Origin of the sequence: Streptomyces dengpaensis, assembly GCF_002946835.1 — a bacterium.
GTDB lineage: Bacteria > Actinomycetota > Actinomycetes > Streptomycetales > Streptomycetaceae > Streptomyces > Streptomyces dengpaensis.
This window is the reverse complement of the sequence record NZ_CP026652.1, coordinates 3137404-3156979: the sequence shown is the minus strand read 5'-3', so window position 1 is coordinate 3156979 and position 19576 is coordinate 3137404. Positions and strand designations below refer to the sequence as shown.

General features: G+C 69.4%; 20 protein-coding genes. 11 read left to right on the top strand and 9 right to left on the bottom strand.

Annotated elements, in window-relative coordinates; genetic code table 11:
• Positions 1-52 precede the first annotated feature (52 nt).
• The 4 genes from C4B68_RS14310 to C4B68_RS14295 all read right to left on the bottom strand — a co-directional run bounded on the left by C4B68_RS14310 (position 53) and on the right by C4B68_RS14295 (position 6803).
• A complete protein-coding gene (locus tag C4B68_RS14310) occupies positions 53-2296 on the bottom strand; it encodes an ATP-binding SpoIIE family protein phosphatase (protein WP_180289175.1) in 2244 nt (747 codons plus the stop codon).
• Between the two features lie 378 nt (positions 2297-2674).
• A complete protein-coding gene (gene fomD, locus C4B68_RS14305) occupies positions 2675-3367 on the bottom strand; it encodes a cytidylyl-2-hydroxypropylphosphonate hydrolase (protein WP_180289176.1) in 693 nt (230 codons plus the stop codon).
• A gap of 126 nt (positions 3368-3493) precedes the next feature.
• Positions 3494-4882: a class II fumarate hydratase gene (locus tag C4B68_RS14300; protein ID WP_099499638.1), complete on the bottom strand. Its 1389-nt coding sequence runs from the start codon at positions 4880-4882 to the stop codon at positions 3494-3496.
• Between the two features lie 229 nt (positions 4883-5111).
• Positions 5112-6803 (bottom strand): fumarate hydratase, encoded by a 1692-nt coding sequence (locus C4B68_RS14295; RefSeq protein WP_099499639.1) that lies wholly within the window; start codon positions 6801-6803, stop codon positions 5112-5114.
• Positions 6804-6991: 188 nt separating this feature from the next.
• On the opposite strand from C4B68_RS14295, the gene C4B68_RS14290 reads away from it, so the two are divergent.
• The gene (locus C4B68_RS14290; RefSeq protein WP_099499640.1) at positions 6992-7696 is read left to right on the top strand and encodes a DUF1707 SHOCT-like domain-containing protein; all 705 of its coding nucleotides are present in this window, start codon (positions 6992-6994) and stop codon (positions 7694-7696) included.
• A gap of 199 nt (positions 7697-7895) precedes the next feature.
• Positions 7896-8267: a WhiB family transcriptional regulator gene (locus tag C4B68_RS14285; protein ID WP_099499641.1), complete on the top strand. Its 372-nt coding sequence runs from the start codon at positions 7896-7898 to the stop codon at positions 8265-8267.
• A gap of 78 nt (positions 8268-8345) precedes the next feature.
• Here the strand turns inward: C4B68_RS14285 and glpX are convergent, their stop codons facing one another.
• On the bottom strand, positions 8346-9380 hold the full coding sequence (glpX, locus tag C4B68_RS14280; protein WP_099499642.1) for a class II fructose-bisphosphatase: 1035 nt from the start codon (positions 9378-9380) through the stop codon (positions 8346-8348).
• A gap of 125 nt (positions 9381-9505) precedes the next feature.
• Here glpX and C4B68_RS14275 point away from each other — a divergent pair, with 125 nt between their 5' ends.
• Positions 9506-10024: a DUF4245 domain-containing protein gene (locus C4B68_RS14275; RefSeq protein ID WP_099499643.1), complete on the top strand. Its 519-nt coding sequence runs from the start codon at positions 9506-9508 to the stop codon at positions 10022-10024.
• Positions 10025-10159: 135 nt separating this feature from the next.
• Here the strand turns inward: C4B68_RS14275 and C4B68_RS14270 are convergent, their stop codons facing one another.
• The 3 genes from C4B68_RS14270 to xseA form a co-directional block, all read right to left on the bottom strand.
• Positions 10160-10750 (bottom strand): malonic semialdehyde reductase, encoded by a 591-nt coding sequence (locus C4B68_RS14270; RefSeq protein WP_099499644.1) that lies wholly within the window; start codon positions 10748-10750, stop codon positions 10160-10162.
• Positions 10751-11000: 250 nt separating this feature from the next.
• The gene (locus C4B68_RS14265) at positions 11001-11234 is read right to left on the bottom strand and encodes an exodeoxyribonuclease VII small subunit (protein ID WP_099499645.1); all 234 of its coding nucleotides are present in this window, start codon (positions 11232-11234) and stop codon (positions 11001-11003) included.
• A 9-nt stretch (positions 11235-11243) separates the two neighbouring features.
• Positions 11244-12452: an exodeoxyribonuclease VII large subunit gene (gene xseA / locus C4B68_RS14260; protein WP_099499646.1), complete on the bottom strand. Its 1209-nt coding sequence runs from the start codon at positions 12450-12452 to the stop codon at positions 11244-11246.
• Between the two features lie 247 nt (positions 12453-12699).
• Here xseA and C4B68_RS14255 point away from each other — a divergent pair, with 247 nt between their 5' ends.
• Together C4B68_RS14255 and ppgK are read left to right on the top strand one after the other, a co-directional pair.
• Positions 12700-13704, top strand: coding sequence for a 4-hydroxy-3-methylbut-2-enyl diphosphate reductase (locus C4B68_RS14255; RefSeq protein WP_099499647.1), 1005 nt, complete (start codon positions 12700-12702; stop codon positions 13702-13704).
• Positions 13705-13733: 29 nt separating this feature from the next.
• Positions 13734-14486 (top strand): polyphosphate--glucose phosphotransferase, encoded by a 753-nt coding sequence (gene ppgK / locus C4B68_RS14250; protein ID WP_099499648.1) that lies wholly within the window; start codon positions 13734-13736, stop codon positions 14484-14486.
• A gap of 95 nt (positions 14487-14581) precedes the next feature.
• On the opposite strand, the gene C4B68_RS14245 is transcribed toward ppgK, so the two are convergent.
• Positions 14582-15025, bottom strand: coding sequence for a DUF6542 domain-containing protein (locus C4B68_RS14245; protein ID WP_306511044.1), 444 nt, complete (start codon positions 15023-15025; stop codon positions 14582-14584).
• Positions 15026-15397: 372 nt separating this feature from the next.
• Between C4B68_RS14245 and ychF the strand changes: the two genes are divergently transcribed.
• The 6 genes from ychF (at position 15398) to C4B68_RS14210 (ending at position 19456) form a co-directional block, all read left to right on the top strand.
• On the top strand, positions 15398-16486 hold the full coding sequence (gene ychF / locus C4B68_RS14240) for a redox-regulated ATPase YchF (protein WP_099499650.1): 1089 nt from the start codon (positions 15398-15400) through the stop codon (positions 16484-16486).
• A 280-nt stretch (positions 16487-16766) separates the two neighbouring features.
• A complete protein-coding gene (locus tag C4B68_RS14235) occupies positions 16767-17255 on the top strand; it encodes a hypothetical protein (protein WP_099499651.1) in 489 nt (162 codons plus the stop codon).
• Positions 17256-17397: 142 nt separating this feature from the next.
• Positions 17398-17610 carry a hypothetical protein gene (locus C4B68_RS14230; RefSeq protein WP_099499652.1) on the top strand — a complete coding sequence of 71 codons (213 nt, stop codon included), beginning with the start codon at positions 17398-17400 and terminating at the stop codon, positions 17608-17610.
• Positions 17594-18118 (top strand): DUF6879 family protein, encoded by a 525-nt coding sequence (locus tag C4B68_RS14225; protein WP_099499653.1) that lies wholly within the window; start codon positions 17594-17596, stop codon positions 18116-18118. The genes C4B68_RS14230 and C4B68_RS14225 overlap by 17 nt, the downstream gene beginning before the upstream one ends.
• The gene (locus C4B68_RS14220; protein ID WP_099499654.1) at positions 18108-18950 is read left to right on the top strand and encodes a helix-turn-helix domain-containing protein; all 843 of its coding nucleotides are present in this window, start codon (positions 18108-18110) and stop codon (positions 18948-18950) included. The genes C4B68_RS14225 and C4B68_RS14220 overlap by 11 nt, the downstream gene beginning before the upstream one ends.
• Positions 18951-19228: 278 nt before the next feature.
• A complete protein-coding gene (locus tag C4B68_RS14210; RefSeq protein WP_099499656.1) occupies positions 19229-19456 on the top strand; it encodes a DUF7848 domain-containing protein in 228 nt (75 codons plus the stop codon).
• The last annotated feature ends 120 nt before the right edge of the window (positions 19457-19576 follow it).

Below are 19576 nucleotides of genomic sequence, written 5' to 3'. Positions count from 1 at the left end.
ATCGACGGATGCGCCATCGACGGTCGGCAGGCGCTGAACGGGGGCCGGCCGATCAGCCCCGGTTCAGCTCGAACCAGACCACCTTCCCCGTGCTCAGCCGCGTCGCGCCCCACCGTCTGGCCAGTTTGTTCACCAGGTAGAGCCCGCGTCCGCCCTCGTCCGTCGCGCGCGCCTGCCGCAGCCGCGGCAGCTGCGGCACGTCATCGCCGACCTCGCAGCGCAGGACGTCGGTACGGAGCAGCCGCAGGGTGACCGGCCGCGACGTATAGCGCACGGCGTTCGTCACGACCTCGCTGACGAGCAGCTCCACGGAGTCGCTCAGCTCCTCCATACCCCAGCGCGACAGCGCCCGCCGGGCCAGCCGGCGGGCCCGCCCGGGGGCGGCGTCCTCCGGCTCCAGGAACCAGTACGCCACGTCACTCGGCGCGATCCCGTCGAAGCGGGCGGCGAGCAGCGCGATGTCGTCGTCCCGGTCGCCCGGGCCGAGCATGTCGAGCACCTCGTCGCACAGCGCTTCGAGCGGCGGCGGATGGTCGGGCCCGGTCAGCTGCGCGGTGGCCGAGAGCCGCTCCCGCAGTTGCTCTATGCCGGTCCACACGTCCCTGAGCCGGGACTCGACCAGACCGTCGGTGTACAGCAGCAGCGTCGCCCCGGCGGGCGCGTCGAGCTCCACCGCCTCGAAGTCCACTCCGCCTACGCCGATGGGGGCACCCGGCGGCACCCGCAGCACCTCGGCCCGCCCGCCCAGGTGCAGCAGGACCGGCGGCGGATGGCCCGCGTTGGCGATGGTGATGCGGTGCGAGACCGGGTCGTAGACGGCGTACAGGCAGGTCGCCATCCGGTCGGTGCCCAGGCGCTGGGCCTGCTCGTCGAGGTGGTGCAGCACCTCCTGCGGCGGCAGATCGAGCCCGGCGAGGGTCTGCGCGGTCGTCCGCAGCTGGCCCATGATGGCCGCCGACGTCATCGAGTGGCCCATGACGTCACCGACGACGAGGGCGACGCGGCTGCCGGGCAGCGGGATGGCGTCGTACCAGTCGCCGCCGACGCGCGCGGTCTCGGCGGCGGGGAGGTAGCGGCTGGCCAGCCGTACGCCCGTGGGTTGGGGCAGCGTCTCGGGCAGCATCGTGCGCTGCAGCTCGTCGGCGATGTACGCCTCACGCCCGTACAGCACCGCCTTGTCGATGCCGAGCGCGCTGTGCGTGGCGAGCTGGGCCGCGACCAGCAGGTCGTCGGCCTCGAAGGCGAGGCGCTCTGGGCGGCGCAGGAACAGGGCGGCGCCGATCACCCGGCGGCGGCCGCGCAGCGGGGCCAGGATCGCGCGCTGCCCGCCCGGTACGAACACGTCGTCACCCAGCAGCTCCGGCAGCGCGGCCCGCGCGGCGGGCGCGTCCGCGAACACCGGACGTACCCCGCGCAGCACCTCGGCGAGGGCGCCGCCGGGGCGCACCTCGCACAGCTCGGCCGTCATCGCCGAGAGGTCGCTGGGCTCGGGCTGGACCGCGGGCAGGAAGCCGCCCTCGGTGTCCCGCTCCACGGGGATCCGGTCGGTGCGCCGCAGCCGCAGCACGAGAGGCCCGGTTGGCCGTTCGTCGCCGACGGGCAGCGGGTCGCGCAGATAGACGAGGATCGCGTCCGAGAAGGTCGGCACGGTGGCCCGGCACAGGCCCATCACGATCTCGTCCAGGTCGATGCCCCGGGCGATCCTGCGGGTCGCGGCGCCCACGAAGCGCAGCCGGTCCCCGTCGCGGCGCATCGGCATCGGGCCACCGGGCGGCAGCCCCTGCCCGGTGCGCCGTTCCTTGCCGCCGGGGCTGCCCGCCGGGCGCTCCTGCGCGGCGCCCTGCTGCGCCGGGAGGGACTCGGGAGCGGGGCGCGGGCGGTGCGGATCGGGCTCTGCGGCCGAGGGCTGGGAGTGCTCGGAGGCGGGGGAGGCGGACGGCGGGGTGGGCGCGCCGGTGTCGGGGGACGAGGCGGAACCGGAGGAAGGGGAAGAGGGCATGTCGGTGCTGCCGGTCGAGTCCTGACCGCCGGTGGGGCCCTTCTTGCCGCAGTTCGTCTTCTGCATGTCACCCGTGAGGTCGCCCGTGCGGGCCTGGACGGGTAACGCGGCGGAACCCGGCAGCGTCGACGACTGCTCCGGGGCGCGCGCGGACGACTGATCCGAGGTACGCGCCGATGACTGGTCCGGGGTACGCAGGAGCGCCCCGCGAGGGTCCGCGGGGGCGGGCGGCCGGCCGGCGCCGGGCCGGCCGCGCTCGGGCGAGGTGGGGTGCTCCGTCACGCGTGTCGAATCCATCCGTCCGGGGCTGCGCGCCGTGCGTGCAGGTCGTCCCGCAGCCCCGATACCCGGAATGTGTGCCCCAGGAACGGAATCTGCGCGCCGTCAGGGCCCGGCCCGCCGGCAGCGCACGCCGCCGGCCCGAACGCCATGGCGGCTCCATACGCCCCGTACGGCCGTCTGCGGGCCGTGCCGCCCCGGCTCTCGTACCCCTCGCTCACGTCCTGCCGCCCCTCGATGACGAATGGTCAGGCCCAGTACATCCTGGGGGAGTTGCCGCCGTGCGCCCGTCCGTCACTCGACCACCACTCCTCAATGACGGTGCTGGACACCGGTCTTGACCACCTGATGCGGAGGACGATCCTACGGTTGTATCACGGGGGCGCAACAAGGGTCTCATGAGGAAACGTGCGCGGGCGTACGGTCCCAGTCATCAGGCAGGACCGGAACCGGCCACGACGGATCCGGGCGCCAGTGCTGCCAGCCGTCCGAGAACGGCGCGCCCCAGGCGCGGATCGCCTCCACCGCCGACCACCCCGCTTCCCGTACCCGCGCGGCCAGTTGAGCGTCCATCAGGCCGGCGCGCTGTGCCATCGCGAACTCGTCCTCGTCGAGCCAGCGCCATGTCCGGTCCGGGTACACGGCGATGTCCAGGAAGTGGTCCTCGGAGTCGACCCCGCCCGTCCAACGGGTCAGCGGCGCCTCGAGGTTCACGTACCAGTTCTTGAAGCGCCAGCCCGGCTCCCAGAACAGCCACACCGACCAGGGATCGCCGGGCCGCGCCAACTTCAGCACCCCGGTGCCGAACCAGCGGTCGCGGCGGACCGTACGCGCCTTGGTGTAGCGCGACTCGAGCGGCTCCCCGTGCACCGGCGTCCCGTCGGCCAGCACCGGCTTCACACACACCGTGCCCGGCGCCATCCACACCGCGAGCAGCTCGGCGTCGTCCCGTACGACCGTGACGGGACGGCAGATGTGGAGGCGTTCGCCGGCGTTCTCCCGGTACCGCCACAGGATCTGACTCCCGGGGGTCCAGTGCGCCGTCGACCCGCCCGTTTGCACTTCGCTCACCGCTCCACCGTCTGCCATGACCAGATATTAGGTGCCCCAGGCATACGACGCTGCGGTGGACGTCACGGTTCTCGTCGCCGGACGGAGGACGTCACACGGGTGTCATCAGGCGTTTCTCAAAGGTCCTTGCGGGAGCGGACGCCTTTACGGATGTGTCATCCGCAGGACATCCAGCGCCTCGTCCAGCTGTTCAAGCGTCAGGTCGCCCCGCTCCACATACCCCGCTTCGAGAACCACTTGGCGAATGGTCTTGCGCTCGGCCAGCGCCTTCTTGGCCACCTTGGCGGCCTCCTCGTACCCGATGTACTTGTTGAGCGGAGTGACCACGGAAGGCGACGACTCGGCGTATTCGCGCGCCCGCTCCCGGTCCGCGACGATCCCGTCGACGGTCCGGTCGGCGAGCAGCCGTGCCACGTTGGTGAGCAGCCGGATGGACTCCAGGACGTTCTTCGCCATGACGGGCAGCATGACGTTGAGTTCGAAGTTCCCGGCCGCTCCGGCCGTGGCGACGGTGGCGTCGTTCCCGATCACCTGCGCGGCGACCATGAGCACGGCCTCGGGGATGACAGGGTTCACCTTGCCCGGCATGATCGAGGACCCCGGCTGAAGGTCCGGGAGGCTGATCTCGGCCAGTCCGGTGCGCGGCCCTGACGCCATCCACCGGAGGTCGTTGGCGATCTTGGTCAGCCCGACGGCGATGGTCCGCAGCTGCCCGCTGGTCTCCACGATCCCGTCCCGGGCACCCTGCGCCTCGAAGTGGTCGCGCGCCTCGGTGAGCGGCAGCCCGGTGGCCTGCGCCACCTCCGCGATGACGGCGGCGGAGAACCCGGGCGGGGTGTTGATCCCGGTCCCCACGGCGGTCCCGCCGAGCGGCAGTTCGGCGAGCCGCGGCAGCGACGCCCGGAGCCGCTCCACCCCGTACCGCACCTGGGCCGCGTACCCCCCGAACTCCTGACCAAGCGTCACCGGCGTCGCGTCCATGAGGTGCGTACGCCCGGACTTCACGACGTCGGCGAACTCCTCGGACTTGCGCGCGAGCGAGGCGGCGAGATGGTCGAGCGCGGGGATGAGATCGCGGGTGACGGCGGCGGTGGCGGCGATGTGGATGGAGGACGGAAACACGTCGTTGCTCGACTGCGACGCGTTCACATGGTCATTGGGGTGTACGTCCCTGCCGAGCCGCTCGGTCGCGAGCGTGGCGATGACCTCGTTGGTGTTCATGTTGGACGAAGTCCCGGACCCGGTCTGGAACACGTCGATGGGGAAGTGGCCGTCCCACCGCCCCTCGGCGACTTCGGCCGCTGCCTCCTGAATGGCCTCGGCGATGTCCTTGTCGAGCACCCCGAGCCGCGCGTTGACCTTGGCTGCGGCCCCCTTGACGCGAGCCAGGGCCTCGATGTGCGCCCGTTCGAGGCGCTGCCCGGAGATGGGGAAGTTCTCGACGGCACGCTGCGTCTGGGCCCGCCACTTGGCGTCGGCGGGGACGCGTACGTCGCCCATGGAGTCGTGCTCGATGCGGTAGTCGTCGCTCATACCGGCTATAGCGATGGAGGGCCCGCCGATGTTCCGGTTCCGGCCCGTCAGCCGCTGGAGATCTTTCAGCCCGTCCGGCGTTTGAGGACGAGCGCGAAGCGCGGTACGGGGGGCTGGGGGCGCTGCATCCATCAGCGGCTCCGCCGCGGACCCCAGATACGGGACGGGCAGGGGCGGAGGGGGCGAAAACCCCCCGCCGCACCCGCCGCACCCGCCGCGCACCGAACCCCTACGCCAGCCCAGGCCCCCGCACCGGAATCGACGTGAACGTCGGCGACGGCGCCGGATCCTGGAAGAAGTCGTTGCCCTTGTCGTCGACCACGATGAACGCCGGGAAGTCCTCGACCTCGATCTTCCAGACGGCCTCCATCCCGAGCTCCTCGTACTCGACGACCTCGACCTTCTTGATGCAGTCCTGGGCGAGACGGGCGGCGGGCCCGCCGATGGAGCCGAGGTAGAAGCCGCCGTGCGCCTCGCAGGCGTTGGTGACCTGCGCGGACCGGTTGCCCTTCGCGAGCATCACCTTGGAGCCGCCCGCCGCCTGGAACTGCTCGACGTACGAGTCCATCCGCCCGGCCGTCGTCGGGCCGAAGGAGCCGGACGCGTACCCCTCGGGCGTCTTGGCCGGACCGGCGTAGTACACCGGGTGGTCCTTCAGGTACTGCGGCATCTCCTCACCCGCGTCGAGCCGCTCCTTGATCTTGGCGTGCGCGATGTCGCGGGCCACGACGAGCGGTCCGGAGAGCGAGAGCCGGGTCTTGACCGGGTACTTGGTCAGCTCGGCGAGGATGTCGTCCATCGGCTGGTTCAGGTCGATCTTGACACTGTGTCCATCAGCGGCTTCGCCGCGGGCGCCGTCCGACTCCAGGTGCTCGTCCGTCGTCTCCGGCAGGAAGCGCGCCGGGTCCGTCTCCAGCTGCTCCAGGAAGACGCCCTCGGCGGTGATCTTCGCGACCGCCTGGCGGTCGGCGGAGCAGGACACGGCGATCGCGACCGGACAGGACGCGCCGTGCCGCGGGAGGCGCACCACGCGTACGTCGTGGCAGAAGTACTTGCCGCCGAACTGCGCGCCGATGCCGATCTTCTGGGTCAGCTCGAAGACCTTCTCCTCGAGCTCCTTGTCCCGGAAGCCGTGCCCGAGCTCGGAGCCCTCCGCCGGGATCTCGTCGAGGTAGTGCGCGGAGGCGTACTTCGCGGTCTTCAGGGCGTACTCGGCGGACGTGCCGCCGACGACGATCGCCAGGTGGTACGGCGGGCAGGCGGCCGTACCGAGCGAGCGGATCTTCTCCTCCAGGAACTTCATCATGGAGGCCTCGTTCAGGACGGCCTTCGTCTCCTGGTAGAGGAAGCTCTTGTTGGCGGAGCCGCCGCCCTTGGCCATGAAGAGGAACTTGTAGGCGCCGCCGTCGGTCGCGTACAGCTCGATCTGCGCCGGCAGGTTCGAGCCCGTGTTCTTCTCCTCCCACATGGTGAGCGGAGCCATCTGCGAGTAACGCAGGTTGAGGTTCTTGTAGGCGTCGTAGATGCCGCGGCTCAGGGCCGCCTCGTCGCCGCCCTCGGTGAGCACGTTCTGTCCGCGCTTGCCCATGACGATCGCCGTGCCGGTGTCCTGGCACATCGGGAGGACACCCGCGGCGGCGATGTTCGCGTTCTTCAGCAGGTCGAGGGCGACGAACTTGTCGTTGCCCGACGCCTCCGGGTCGTCGATGATCCGGCGCAGCTGCGCCAGGTGCTCGGGCCGCAGGTAGTGCTGGATGTCGTGGATGGCCTCTTCGGCGAGCTTGCGCAGCGCCTCCGGCTCCACCTTGAGGAACGTGCGCCCGTCGGCCTCGAAGGTGGAGACACCCTCGGAGGTCACCAGCCGGTACGGGGTGGTGTCCTCTCCCTGGGGGAGCAGATCGGTGTACGCGAACTCAGGCATGCGCCCATTCCTCACTCGACAGACAGCTGCGTGCCTCCATCGGCAGCGTCCACCAGCGTAGAACCTGCCGCTGACGGCGAGCTTGTGAGGTATGGCTCAGTTCGAGCCGAGGGTGCCTCGCCGGCGGGTTATCCACAGGTAGCGTGAAGGGGTAGTCGCGATCTATCGCGTTTGGGTACGCTGCTGCGGTGGACCTTCAGAAGCGCTCCGACTCGGCCGCCCCCACCCTGGCGAAGCCGACCGACCTCCGTGCCTCCGACGCCGACCGTGACCGCATCGCCGACATCCTGCGCGACGCCCTCGCCGAGGGGCGCCTCACCGCCGAGGAGCACTCGGAGCGCGTGGAAGGGGTGCTGGCGACGAAGACCGTGGGCGAGCTCGACCAGTTCGTACGGGACCTGCCCGCCGCCCATACGGGCCGCGCGACCCCCGCGTACGTCTCCGCGCCCCATCGCCCCACGGCGGGCGCGATCCCCGTGGAGGCCGACGAGAACGTGGTCGCGGTCTTCAGTGCCGCCGTCCGCAAGGGCCGCCGGCGCGCGGGCCGCCGTATCCACGCGTACGCGATATTCGGCAGTGTCGAGATAGACCTCAGCGAGGCGATCTTCGAGTACCAGCAGGTCGTGATCAGGGCGATCTCGGTCTTCGGCAGCGTGGAGATCCGCGTCCCGGAGAATGTCTCGCTGCGCGGCAGCGGCGCCGCGGTGCTGGGCAACTTCGAGGTGGCCACGCTGGACGCGGACGATGCCCAGGCGCCCGTCGTCTATGTGGACGGTCTGTCCGTGCTCGGCAGCGTCGAGGCACGGCCCAAGCGGGGCAAGCTGATCGCGGACATCCTCGACCGCGTGACCGAGCGGGTGGACCGGAGTTTGCGCAAGCATCTGGACCGTTGACGCTTGTGAATTCGGCGGCACCGACGGCGCATTGGTCCAGTCGTACGAGCCTTGCCGGGCAGGAGAATTCCCGGGCTTCGGAACTCAGTGCATAGGCGCGCGCACAGCGGGTAGGCCTTGCTGCATCGTCTCTTGGAGGGCGCCGTGGAACTTTCCGCGGTGCCCGGCACGCTCGCGAAGCCGTCGTCAGGAGTAGACCGTGCTGCAACCGCCGCATCAGTCCCTGCAGGTAGCTGCCGTTCCGGCCCAGCGGGCGCCAGTGCGGGACAGGGATCAGGAGGCCCCATGGCACACGGAGGCCGTGTGCCGACGAGACGAAGCCGGCCTGTTCTTCGCCCCTTCCAAGGAGCCCACCGCGGCCCGGCTGTCCCGTGAGGAGGCGGCGAAGCGCGTCTGCGCCCGCTGCCCGGTGATGGTCGAGTGCCGCGAACACGCGTTGCTGCAACCCGAGCCGTACGGAGTGTGGGGCGGCCTCACCGCCGCCGAGCGCCGCGTGGTGCTCGCCCGGCGCCGCCGTCGCGAGCTGGAACTCAAGAAGGCCGCACGGGGGACCATAGCGGCGGCCGGCTGACAGGTACGAACGGCACAAGGGGCGTCCCTCCGCACAAGGGGCGCCCCTTCCGCCTCCCTCAGGGCCGCGGAGCTGTGACTACTTCGCGCGGTCGAAGTCGATCGCGCTGTACGCCCGCAGCTTGGACAGCCGGTGCTCGGACGAGATCTGGCGGACCGTGCCCGACTTGGAGCGCATGACGATCGAGTCGGTCGTCGCGGTCTCGGCGCCGTAGCGCACCCCGCGCAGCAGCTCGCCGTCCGTGATGCCGGTCGCGACGAAGAACACGTTCTCGCCGGAGACCAGGTCGTTCGTGGTCAGGACGCGGTCCAGGTCGTGACCGGCGTCGAGCGCGCGCTGCCGCTCCTCGTCGTCCTTGGGCCACAGCTTGCCCTGGATGGTGCCGCCGAGGCACTTGACCGCGCAGGCCGAGATGATGCCCTCGGGCGTACCGCCGACGCCGAGCAGCAGGTCGATGCCGGTGCCCTCACGCAGCGCCAGGATCGAGCCGGCGACATCGCCGTCGGAGATCAGCTTGATGCGGGCGCCGGTCTCCCGGATCTCCTTGATGATCCCGTCGTGGCGCGGCCGGTCGAGGATGACGACGGTGACGTCCTCGGGGGCGCGGCGCCTGGCCTTGGCGACCCGCCGGATGTTCACCGAGACGGGCGCGTTGATGTCGACGAAGTCGGCGGCCTCGGGGCCGGTGACCAGCTTGTCCATGTAGAAGACCGCGGACGGGTCGAACATGGTGCCGCGGTCGGCGGCGGCGAGCACGGCGATCGCGTTCGTCATGCCCTTGGCGGTGAGCGTGGTCCCGTCGATCGGGTCGACGGCGATGTCGCACTCGGGGCCGGTCCCGTCGCCGATGCGCTCCCCGTTGAAGAGCATCGGGGCCTCGTCCTTCTCGCCCTCACCGATGACGACGACGCCATTCATCGAGACGGTGGAGACGAGGGTTCGCATGGCCCGGACGGCGGCGCCGTCGGCGCCGTTCTTGTCGCCGCGGCCGACCCAGCGGCCCGCGGCCATCGCGGCGGCCTCGGTGACGCGGACCAGTTCCAGGGCGAGATTTCGGTCGGGGGCCTCGGAGGGGACCTCGAGTTCGGACGGCAGCTGATGGTTCTCGGTCATCGAGACGCACCTTTCTGATACGACGACGGCCGGATGAGGGTGTGGCCCGACTCTATCGTCAGACTGCCAAAATGAGCAGGGGACCCCACGGATGAGCAGACCAGGGCACCTGCGACGATAGGTTCGTGGCACGTACGAATGGCAAGCAGTCGGTCCGGGACATGATTCTCTCCCTGGGCCTTATCGGGCTCATTGCGGGCGTCATCTACATCTTCATCCCGCACGACGACTCCGAGCCTCCCCTGAAGCGCGTCGACTACCGTGTCGAGCTGCTCACGGCTCGCCGCGCGGCGAGTTATCCCGTGGCGGCGCCCGCGGGCCTGCCGTCGGCGTGGACGGCGACCTCGGTGCGGTACGACGGCTCACAGTTCGACGCCTGGCACCTGGGCTTCCACGACCCCGACGGCCAGTACGTTGCGATCGAGCAGTCCACCGAGAAGCCGGCCGTGTTCATCGACGCGGCCAGCCAGGGCGCCAAGGAGACGAAGGCGACCCAGCGCATCGGCGACCAGACGTGGCAGCGCTACGAGGGGGACCACTACGACGCCCTCGTGCTGAAGAGCCACGGCTCCACGACCGTGGTGACCGGCACGGCGCCGTTCGACCGGCTGACGAAGATGGCGCAGGCCCTGAAGACGTCGTAAGCCGCCTGTGCGCGTCAGAGTCGTAAGCCACTCGGGCGCGCAAAAAAAGGCCCCCGGCGCCATTGGCGGGGGCCCTTCTCGTACGTACGGCGGAGATCAGGAGCTCAGGCGTACGAGATCAGACGTACGCGGAGATCAGACGGTCGTGACGACCTCGTCGAACTCCAGGCGCGGGGAGCGCGCGAACCAGGCGTCCTCGCCCGGCTTGCCGATGTTGACGACCATCAGCGGGGTGTGGTCGCCGTCCAGGAACTCCTTCTGGACAGCGGCGAAGTCCATGCCGTTCATCGGGCCGGCGGCCAGACCGGCGGCGCGGACACCGACGATGAAGTACGCGGCCTGCATCGCGGCGTTGACCGTGGCGGACTGCTCACGGACCGGGCGCTCGGAGAAGAACATGTCCTTCGCCTGCGGGAAGTGCGGGAACAGGGTCGGGAGCTCCTCGTGGAACTCGTTGTCCGCGGCGAGGATCGCGACCAGCGGGGCGGCGGCGGTCTTCGCCTGGTTGCCCTCGGCCATGCAGTTCACCAGACGCTGGCGAGCCTCGCCGGAGCGGACCAGGACGACGCGCAGCGGCGTCTGGTTGAAGGCCGTCGGGCCGTACTTGACCAGGTCGTAGATCGCCTGGATCTGCTCGTCGGTCACCGGCTCGTCGCTGAAGGTGTTCGCGGTGCGGGCCTCGCGGAACAGCAGGTCCTGGGCAGCGGGGTCAAGAACGAGAGACATGAAGAACCTTTTCGGTATGTGCGTATGTGCGGTGGATCCCGGGGGGATCCGTTGGCGATACCGACAGTAAACCGATTAGGTTTAAGGTTCAACCAAATCCGGAATATGGTGATCCGCTTCACAGATCATGGGGGCCGCCGCCGCGACTCTGAGCAGCGACGGCCGACGCTCACCAGGAATCGGCCGCCGACGGGCCATCACGCCGACCTGGTCATGAACCAGAGCCGGCTAGCCGAAGCCTCGGAGTCGGCTACTCGGAGTCGCTGGCGTGCTCCTCCGACTCCTCCTCGGCCAGCGCCGCGTCCAGCCGCGCCCGCGCGCCCTCGAGCCACCGCCGGCACACCTTCGCCAGCTCCTCGCCCCGCTCCCACAGCGCGAGGGACTCCTCCAGGGTCGTGCCCCCCGCCTCCAGGCGGCGTACGACCTCGATGAGCTCGTCCCGCGCCTGCTCGTACCCGAGTGCCTCGTCCACCTTGCTGGTCATGCGCCCACCCTATGCATCGACTCGTACGGAGAATTCACCCTCGGCGACCCGCGCCCGCAGCGCCTCGCCCGCCGCCACCTCGTCCGGGTCCCGGACCACATGACCGTCGGCCTTCTGCAGCACCGCGTACCCCCGCTGGAGGGTCGCGGCGGGGGACAGGGCCACCACGCGCGCGTGGGTGTGCGTCAGCTCCGAGTCGGCACGGTCGAGGAGGTGCCCAAGGGTGCGCCGGCCGCGGTCCAGCAGGGCGGCGACCTGGTCGGCCCGTTCGTCCACCATGCGGTGCGGATCCTCTATCGAGGGCCGGGCCAGCGCGTGCGCGAGGCCGCGCTCCTCCCGCTCGATGAAGGACTGGACGCTGCGCCGCGCCCGGTCCCGCAGGAACCGCACCCGCTCATACTCCTCGCCGACGTCCGGCACGACCTTCTTGGCGGCGTCGGTCGGCGTGGACGCGCGCAGGTCGGCCACGTAGTCCAGCAGCGGGGTGTCGGGTTCGTGACCGATCGCCGACACGACGGGCGTACGGCACGCCGCCACCGCCCGTACGAGCTGCTCGTCGGAGAACGGCAGCAGGTCCTCCACGCTGCCGCCGCCCCGCGCCACGATGATCACGTCGACGTCGTCCATCGCGTCCAGATCCTTCACGGCCTGCACGACCTGGGGCACCGCGTGCACGCCCTGCACGGCGACGTTGCGGACCTCGAAGCGGACGGCGGGCCAGCGGTGCCGCGCGTTCTCCAGCACGTCGCGCTCGGCCGCGGACGCCCGCCCGCACACCAGGCCGATGAGCTGCGGCAGGAACGGCAGGACCTTCTTGCGCTCGGGCGCGAACAGTCCCTCGGAGGCGAGCGACTTCTTCAACTGCTCAAGGCGGGCGAGCAGTTCACCCACCCCCACCGGCCTTATCTCGGCGGCCCGCAGCGACAGCTGCCCCCGCGGCGCGTACCACTCCGGCTTCGCGTGTACGACGACACGGGCGCCCTCGCTCACCACGTCGGCGACGGCGTCGAACACCTGCCGATAACAGGTCACGCTCACGGAGATGTCGTGCGACGGGTCGCGCAGCGTCAGGAACACGACGCCCGCACCGGGGCGCCGCGACAACTGGGTGATCTGCCCCTCGACCCACACCGCGCCGAGCCGGTCGATCCATCCTCCGATGAGCCGCGACACCTCACCGACGGGCAGCGGAGCCTCCGCGGACGTATTGAGAGCCATGCCGCGAGGGTAACGGCCGACGCTGACACCGCGGCCCGCCGTTCGTGTCCCGCGCCGTCGTCCACGCCGGTCGTCGCGCCGGACATGGATCCCGTGCCGGGCGCCGGACATGGGCCCAGTGCGGGCGCCGGACATGGGCCCGGTGCCGGACATCCCGCGCCCCGGAGGTCACGCCCGGCCCCACCCCTCCCAGCCCCCACCAGTTCTCCCCAAGGAGGCGATCTTTGACCCTCCGGGCGGCCTTACGATGGGGGGCATGACTGCTTCGCCTGGCCGCCGTGTCCTGCTCGCCGCCCCCCGTGGCTACTGCGCGGGTGTGGACCGCGCCGTGATCGCCGTCGAGAAGGCCCTTGAGCAATATGGGGCCCCGATCTATGTCCGTCACGAGATCGTCCACAACAAGTACGTCGTGCAGACCCTGGAGAAGAAGGGTGCGATCTTCGTCGAGCAGACGGCGGAGGTCCCCGAGGGGTCCATCGTCATGTTCTCGGCGCACGGCGTCGCCCCGGTCGTCCACGACGAGGCCGCCGCCGGCAAGCTCGCCACCATCGACGCGACCTGCCCGCTGGTCACCAAGGTCCACAAGGAAGCCGTCCGCTTCGCGGGCGAGGACTTCGACATCCTGCTCATCGGCCACGAGGGCCACGAGGAGGTCATCGGCACGTCCGGTGAGGCGCCCGACCACATCACCCTGGTCGACGGCCCCGAGGACGTCGCCAAGGTCGAGGTCCGCGACCCGTCCAAGGTCGTCTGGCTCTCCCAGACCACGCTGTCGGTCGACGAGACCATGGAGACCGTCGACGCGCTGAAGGAGAAGTTCCCGCAGCTCATCTCCCCGCCGAGCGACGACATCTGCTACGCCACGCAGAACCGTCAGCTGGCCGTGAAGCAGATGGGCGCGGAGGCGGACCTGGTGATCGTCGTCGGCTCCAGGAACTCGTCGAACTCCAAGCGCCTGGTCGAGGTCGCGAAGCTTGCGGGCGCGCGTGACGCGTACCTGGTCGACTTCGCGGACGAGATCGAGGAGGGGTGGCTGGACGGCGTGACGACGGTGGGCGTCACCTCCGGCGCGTCCGTCCCGGAGGTCCTGGTCGAGCAGGTCCTGGAGTGGCTGTCGCAGCGCGGGTTCGAGGACGTGGAGATCGTCAAGGCCGCCGAGGAGTCCATCACCTTCTCGCTGCCGAAGGAGCTGCGCCGCGATCTGCGGGCGGAGGCGGCGGCGCTGGTCGCCGAGCGCACCGCCGAGAAGTGACCGTCAGTCGTACGACGTAACGTAGATCCATGCAGATCTTCGGTGTGGACATCGGCGGTTCCGGGATCAAGGGCGCTCCCGTGGACCTGGACCGCGGTGACTTGACCCAGGAGCGCTTCAAGGTGCTCACCCCCCATCCGGCGACGCCCGACGCGGTGGCCGACGGTGTGAAGGAGGTCGTCGCCCACTTCGGCTGGACGGGTCCGGTCGGCATCACCTTCCCCGGTGTGGTCAATGGCGGCGACACTGTTCGTACGGCGGCCAACGTCGACAAGGCGTGGATCGGCACTGATGCGCGCGCCCTGTTGAGCGGGCGCCTCGGCGGCCTTCCGGTGACCGTGCTGAACGACGCGGACGCGGCCGGCGTCGCGGAGATGCAGTTCGGCGCCGGGCGCGACCGTAAGGGCACGGTCCTCCTCCTCACCTTCGGCACGGGCATCGGCAGCGCCCTGTTCATCGACGGCGAACTGGTCCCGAACACGGAGCTGGGACACCTCGAGCTGAACGGCCACGAGGCGGAGAAGCGCGCCTCTACCAAGGTCAAGGAGGACCAGCAGATGACCTGGGAGCACTGGGCGCGCCGCGTCACGAAGTACCTCGCCCACGTCGAGATGCTCTTCTCCCCGGAACTCTTCATCATCGGCGGCGGCGTCAGCCGCAAGGCCGACAGGTTCCTGCCGCTCATCCAGGGCATCAGGGCGGAGATCGTCCCGGCGCAGCTGGAGAACAACGCGGGGATTGTGGGGGCGGCGATGAGGGCGGCGGCGAAGTCGGCGACGTAGGGCGTCGCTGCAGCCGTAGGGCGCCCCGCCTCACGGGCGCGAGGCCGGCTTCCCTGGCCACCCTGCCTGTGCCGTTTCGAGCTGCCCTGTCCGGCTCACCGAGGCGGACGGGTGGGCGGGACGACTCGGTGTGAGGCGGCGGCCTTCGCCTGGGCGCGTCGTTGGGCCGCGCGGCGGGCCATCAGGCGGATCTTGCGGACGGTGGCGATCAGGCCGGCGATCAGCGTCCCGCCGTACAACCACCCTGCCTGCGTGGCGAGCGCGGTGATCAGGCCCATCGCGTGGCCCCCGACCCCGCCGCCGTTTTCGTCGGTGATCGGCAGCAGGCCGAAGGCGAACGCGAGGGGGACGACGACGGGCGCGGTCACGAGGTCCCCCCGCCGTACCCACACGGCGGTCAGCGCGCACACCGGCAGGAACAGCACCCCGTACACCACCAGCGAAGCCCCGAACAGCAGCCGGTCGAGGCAGGCGAGCGCGAACATCGACGCACCGCAGAACAGCCCGCTGCCCAGGCCGGTGAGCCGCGGATTCGGCATCCGCCGCGCCGTCCGGACCACCGGTGGAGCGGCCCGCCGAGCCGCAGGGGCGCCCCGCCGGACCTCGGCGCCCGCGCCCCGCGCCGCCTGCGCGGGAACGGGCATGCCGCGTCGCGGTCTGTGCTGAGGGGGACGCGTCCTGTGTTGCTCCACTGGACCAACTTAGGTCGGTTTATGTGTGGAATAGCCCTTCAGACACGCCGAAGGCAGGCCGAACAAAGGCCGGACAAAGGCCGGACAATGGCCGGAAACAGGCCGGACGCGGGCCGATGGACGGGGCTTGGGCAAGCGTTCGATACGTCGCCGGTGCGGGCCGGGGCACGCCGTAGACTGGGGGATCGTCCTCCACCCTCACGTACGGGAAGTCGCAACGTGTCGCTCACGATCGGAATCGTCGGTCTGCCCAATGTCGGCAAATCGACCCTGTTCAACGCCCTGACCAAGAACGACGTGCTCGCGGCCAACTACCCGTTCGCCACGATCGAGCCGAACGTCGGTGTCGTGGGCGTCCCGGACGCACGCCTGACCAAGCTGGCCGAGATCTTCGGCTCCCAGCGGATCCTCCCGGCGACCGTCGACTTCGTCGACATCGCCGGCATCGTGCGCGGCGCGAGCGAGGGCGAGGGCCTGGGCAACAAGTTCCTCGCGAACATTCGCGAGTCCGATGCGATCTGCCAGGTCATCCGCGCCTTCAAGGACGAGAACGTCGTCCACGTCGACGGCAAGGTCTCGCCCAAGGACGACATCGAGACGATCAACACCGAGCTGATCCTCGCGGACCTCCAGACGATCGAGAAGGTCCTGCCGCGCCTCCAGAAGGAGTCGCGCATCAAGAAGGACATCGCTCCGAAGGTCGCGGCGGTCGAGGCGGCGAAGGACATCCTGGAGAAGGGCGACACGCTGTTCTCGGTGGGCATCGCCCAGGGCTCCGGCAACGAGGAGCTGCTGCACGACCTGCACCTGCTCACCACCAAGCCGTTCCTCTACGTCTTCAACGTCGACGAGGACGAGCTGATGGACGACGACTTCAAGAACGAGCAGCGCGCCCTGGTCGCCCCCGCCGAGGCGATCTTCCTCAACGCCAAGCTGGAGGCGGACCTCGCCGAGCTCGACGAGGAGGACGCGATGGAGCTCCTGGAGTCGGTGGGCGCCGAGGAGCCCGGCCTCGCCACCCTGGCCCGCGTCGGCTTCAACACCCTCGGCCTGCAGACCTACCTGACGGCCGGCCCCAAGGAATCCCGCGCTTGGACCATCAAGAAGGGCGCCACCGCCCCCGAGGCCGCCGGTGTCATCCACACCGACTTCCAGAAGGGCTTCATCAAGGCCGAGGTCATCCACTTCGGCGACCTGGTCGAAGCCGGCTCGGTCGCCGAGGCCCGCGCCAAGGGCAAGGCCCGCATGGAGGGCAAGGACTACGTCATGCACGACGGCGACGTGGTGGAGTTCCGCTTCAACGTGTAGCGCCTGATTCCTTGATCGGCCGAAGTGGCTGGTCAGGGTAAGAAACCCCAGGTCAGGGGCCAGATCTTCGGGTCTGGCCCCTTCCTGTTTTCTCCGGCTGGATCAGCCTCTTTCCTGCCCCTGTGCTGACTTGGTGCTGACTTGCTGGGTGGGTCTGTACGTCCTCTGAGCTGGGGTTTCCGGGGTGCTGTGAGAGGCCGGACGGAACGAGGGGGGTACCTGGAGCCGGGCATAGGAAACCCGGTACCCGTGTGGAAGGGCCGCCGTGCAGGATGGGGGAGTGGCTGACCTGCTGTGGGATGAAGTCAGAGGGTTCTTCGACCCCGATCTGATGGGCGCGCTGCCGGACGTGCTCGTTCATGGGGCCTCGGTCGAGGACTGGCAGGCTGCCCTCGACCTTATTGATGAGCGCGGATGGAAGCACCAGTACTCCGAGGGGGAATCGGTGCTCCCGATGCCTCGGGCGGAGACAGTGCTGTCACGCCCGGCTGAAGCTGATTGCCCGCAGCTGCGGGTCTGGCTTGCTGACGATGCGCTGGCGATCTTCCGCTTCTACTCGGCGGACGAGATCGACTTTGATGTCGACCTGCGGGAACTCCAGGGGCAGGAGCACCTCGACTTGTTCTGCGGGTTCCTCACCGCGATCGGACGGCGGTTGGCGAAGCCGGTGCTGACGGATGCCGAGGGTGGCGACGGCAGCCATCCCGTACTTGGATTCGAGGTCGAGAGCGATCCGGTTGTGCTGTTCGCGTTGCCGTTCGCTTCCTGATCGCTGTTGGTTCGGACCTCCGCAGGCGGCCCTCTTTATGCGACAACGCGAATATTTGCGTGACCGCATGGACGGAGACTGTGCCCCCTCCGTACGGCCGTGATGCCGCCCCATGAGGGGGCGCGGGACAGGGGGTTTCGCCATGGCTCGTGAGGAACTGACCCGACTGACCGGCACCGGGAACGGGAACGGCGAGTGCGGCAAGGATGACTGCCCGAACGTCTATCGAACCGCGTCCGGCTCGTTCGTCGTCCAGGGAGATGTGTCCCATGCGTTCACCGCCCCGGAGGGGGAAGGGCTCGTGGAGATCCCGGAGGAGACGTTGAGGGAGGCTTTCCGTGCTCTTGGCTGGTGAGGCGTGGGCGGCGCGGTTCGAGCGCTTCACGCAGGAGGCATGGCGCCTGGAGACGCTGCCGCAGTACCTCATGCCGCAGGAGGAAGAGGAGTTCGCCGCATTCCGTTCGGGCGCTCGTATCGCCCCCGAGAACGTGGCGAACGAGTACACCGACCGTCTACGCCGACAGGCGGCGGAGAGGCGCGTACAGGGCCGCGTCCACGTCGTCACTCGCCCACTGTCCGCGTACCTGCGCTTCGAGTTCCACCATTACTACAAGGCTCACGCCTTGGCCGGGGAGCAGATCCGCATTCTCGACGTCACGGACAGGCCCAATCCCATCGAGGGTGCACAGGACTTCTGGATGTTCGACCGCTCCGAAGTGGTCCTCATGAACTACCACCCGGACGGTAGGCAAATCAGCCGCGAAGTGTACGCAGGCGACGTGGCACCGTTCGTCGAATACCAGAGGGTCGCGGTAATCGAGTCGGTCCCCTTCGAGGAGTACGTGAAGGGCCTTGACCTTTGAGCCAGAGGCCCTGGGCCAGTCGAGATCAGACCTAGCGGCGGCGCTGAAGAGCGAGCGCAAGCGGGCCGGGTGGACGCAAGTCCGGCTCGCGAAGCGCTGCAACATGAGCCAGACAAAGATCAGCAATATCGAGAGCGGGAAGCTCACCCCCGCCATAGTCGACGTCGAGCTGATCCTTCATGCCCTTGGAGCGGAAGGGCCGCTGGCGGGCGAGATCCTCGCCCTCGCTCGCTCTGCGAACACGGAGTGGCAGGACCACTGGAGCTCACGCCGCAGAGGCTTGGACAAGAAGCAGAACGAACTGGCCAGACTGGAGGCGGTCTCCACGCAGTTCCGCTACTTCCTGCTCTCCATGATTACGGGCCTGCTCGCCACGCCCGAGTACGTGCGCGCGAGCATCGCTGACGTTCCCGGAGACCAGTCCAAGACCATCGCGAAGAAGCTGGAGCGGCAAAGAGTCCTGGTCAATCCGGAGAAGACGTTCACTTTCCTTCTCACGGAACAGGCCGTCCGGTGGCCACTGCTTCCGCCCATCGAAATGGCCATGCAGATGGACCGACTTGTGTCTGTATCGCGAATCCCTAACGTGCAGTTGGGGGTGATCCCTTTGGCGGGACATATTCCAGAGCGCCCCCTCAACACATTCACAGTCTATGACCGTCGCCTGGCCACCGTGGAGACAGGGACGGGGGCCTTGATACTCCGGGACCACCGGGACGTGAACGCGTATCGAGAGGACTTCGAGCGGTACGAGAGATACGCCGTCTGGGGTGACGACTGCCGGGCGCTCTTGAACGACTGGTCCGTGATCTTTACCCGACAACACCAATAGACGTAGGCCCCTCCGACTCACCCCGCGAAACTGGTTGCTCGCTCGGGACATTCGGTCGGGGAGGCGGCAAGCGTGAGCAATCCGAGAACAACGATAAGCGGGCCGGTGCATTTGTCTCTGCCCCGCACTCCGCCCGATCCCGCGCCCGGCTGCGGGGTGTGCGCGGCGCTGGTCTCACAGCGCCAGGCGGCACGGGACAGGGGCGACCTGTCGGCGGCGACGGATGCGGACGTGGAGATCCGTAACCACCCGCACCGGACGCGCGGACAGGGGCAGTCGTGAGCCGCTCCGTCCTGCGGTACGTCGAGCACCGGATCACCCAACACCCGGACACGGACGTGACGTTCGAGGCGGAGTGTCTGGCCTACCCGTGCGGATGGTCAGCGCAGCCATCGACGGAGGGCGCGGCCGTGGACGTCGAGTGCATGAGCCACACCGGCCGGACGGGGCATGGGAGCTTCCGACGCGTGTGCACGTCGTTCGCGTTGGTGGTGCGGACCGAGTAGAGGCAGCTCCCCCCGGCGCGCTGGAAGGGGCGGAGTGAGCGATGGGCGCCCCTCTGCCCGCCTCCGTCGACCTCCCCCGTAGTCGGCAGAGGCGGGTATCGCTGCTCGCGCCAGACTGCG

What these genes read in the sequence shown, in the direction of transcription:
- xseA (WP_099499646.1), bottom strand. Translation starts at nt 12,452, where the DNA reads ATGGCTCTCAATACGTCCGCGGAGGCTCCGCTGCCCGTCGGTGAGGTG.
- C4B68_RS14265 (WP_099499645.1), bottom strand. Translation starts at nt 11,234, where the DNA reads ATGACCAGCAAGGTGGACGAGGCACTCGGGTACGAGCAGGCGCGGGAC.
- C4B68_RS14295 (WP_099499639.1), bottom strand. Translation starts at nt 6,803, where the DNA reads ATGCCTGAGTTCGCGTACACCGATCTGCTCCCCCAGGGAGAGGACACC.
- ppgK (WP_099499648.1), top strand. Translation starts at nt 13,734, where the DNA reads ATGCAGATCTTCGGTGTGGACATCGGCGGTTCCGGGATCAAGGGCGCT.
- glpX (WP_099499642.1), bottom strand. Translation starts at nt 9,380, where the DNA reads ATGACCGAGAACCATCAGCTGCCGTCCGAACTCGAGGTCCCCTCCGAG.
- C4B68_RS14255 (WP_099499647.1), top strand. Translation starts at nt 12,700, where the DNA reads ATGGGGGGCATGACTGCTTCGCCTGGCCGCCGTGTCCTGCTCGCCGCC.
- C4B68_RS14245 (WP_306511044.1), bottom strand. Translation starts at nt 15,025, where the DNA reads ATGCCGAATCCGCGGCTCACCGGCCTGGGCAGCGGGCTGTTCTGCGGT.
- C4B68_RS14310 (WP_180289175.1), bottom strand. Translation starts at nt 2,296, where the DNA reads ATGGATTCGACACGCGTGACGGAGCACCCCACCTCGCCCGAGCGCGGC.
- C4B68_RS14270 (WP_099499644.1), bottom strand. Translation starts at nt 10,750, where the DNA reads ATGTCTCTCGTTCTTGACCCCGCTGCCCAGGACCTGCTGTTCCGCGAG.
- C4B68_RS14300 (WP_099499638.1), bottom strand. Translation starts at nt 4,882, where the DNA reads ATGAGCGACGACTACCGCATCGAGCACGACTCCATGGGCGACGTACGC.
- C4B68_RS14230 (WP_099499652.1), top strand. Translation starts at nt 17,398, where the DNA reads ATGGCTCGTGAGGAACTGACCCGACTGACCGGCACCGGGAACGGGAAC.
- fomD (WP_180289176.1), bottom strand. Translation starts at nt 3,367, where the DNA reads ATGGCAGACGGTGGAGCGGTGAGCGAAGTGCAAACGGGCGGGTCGACG.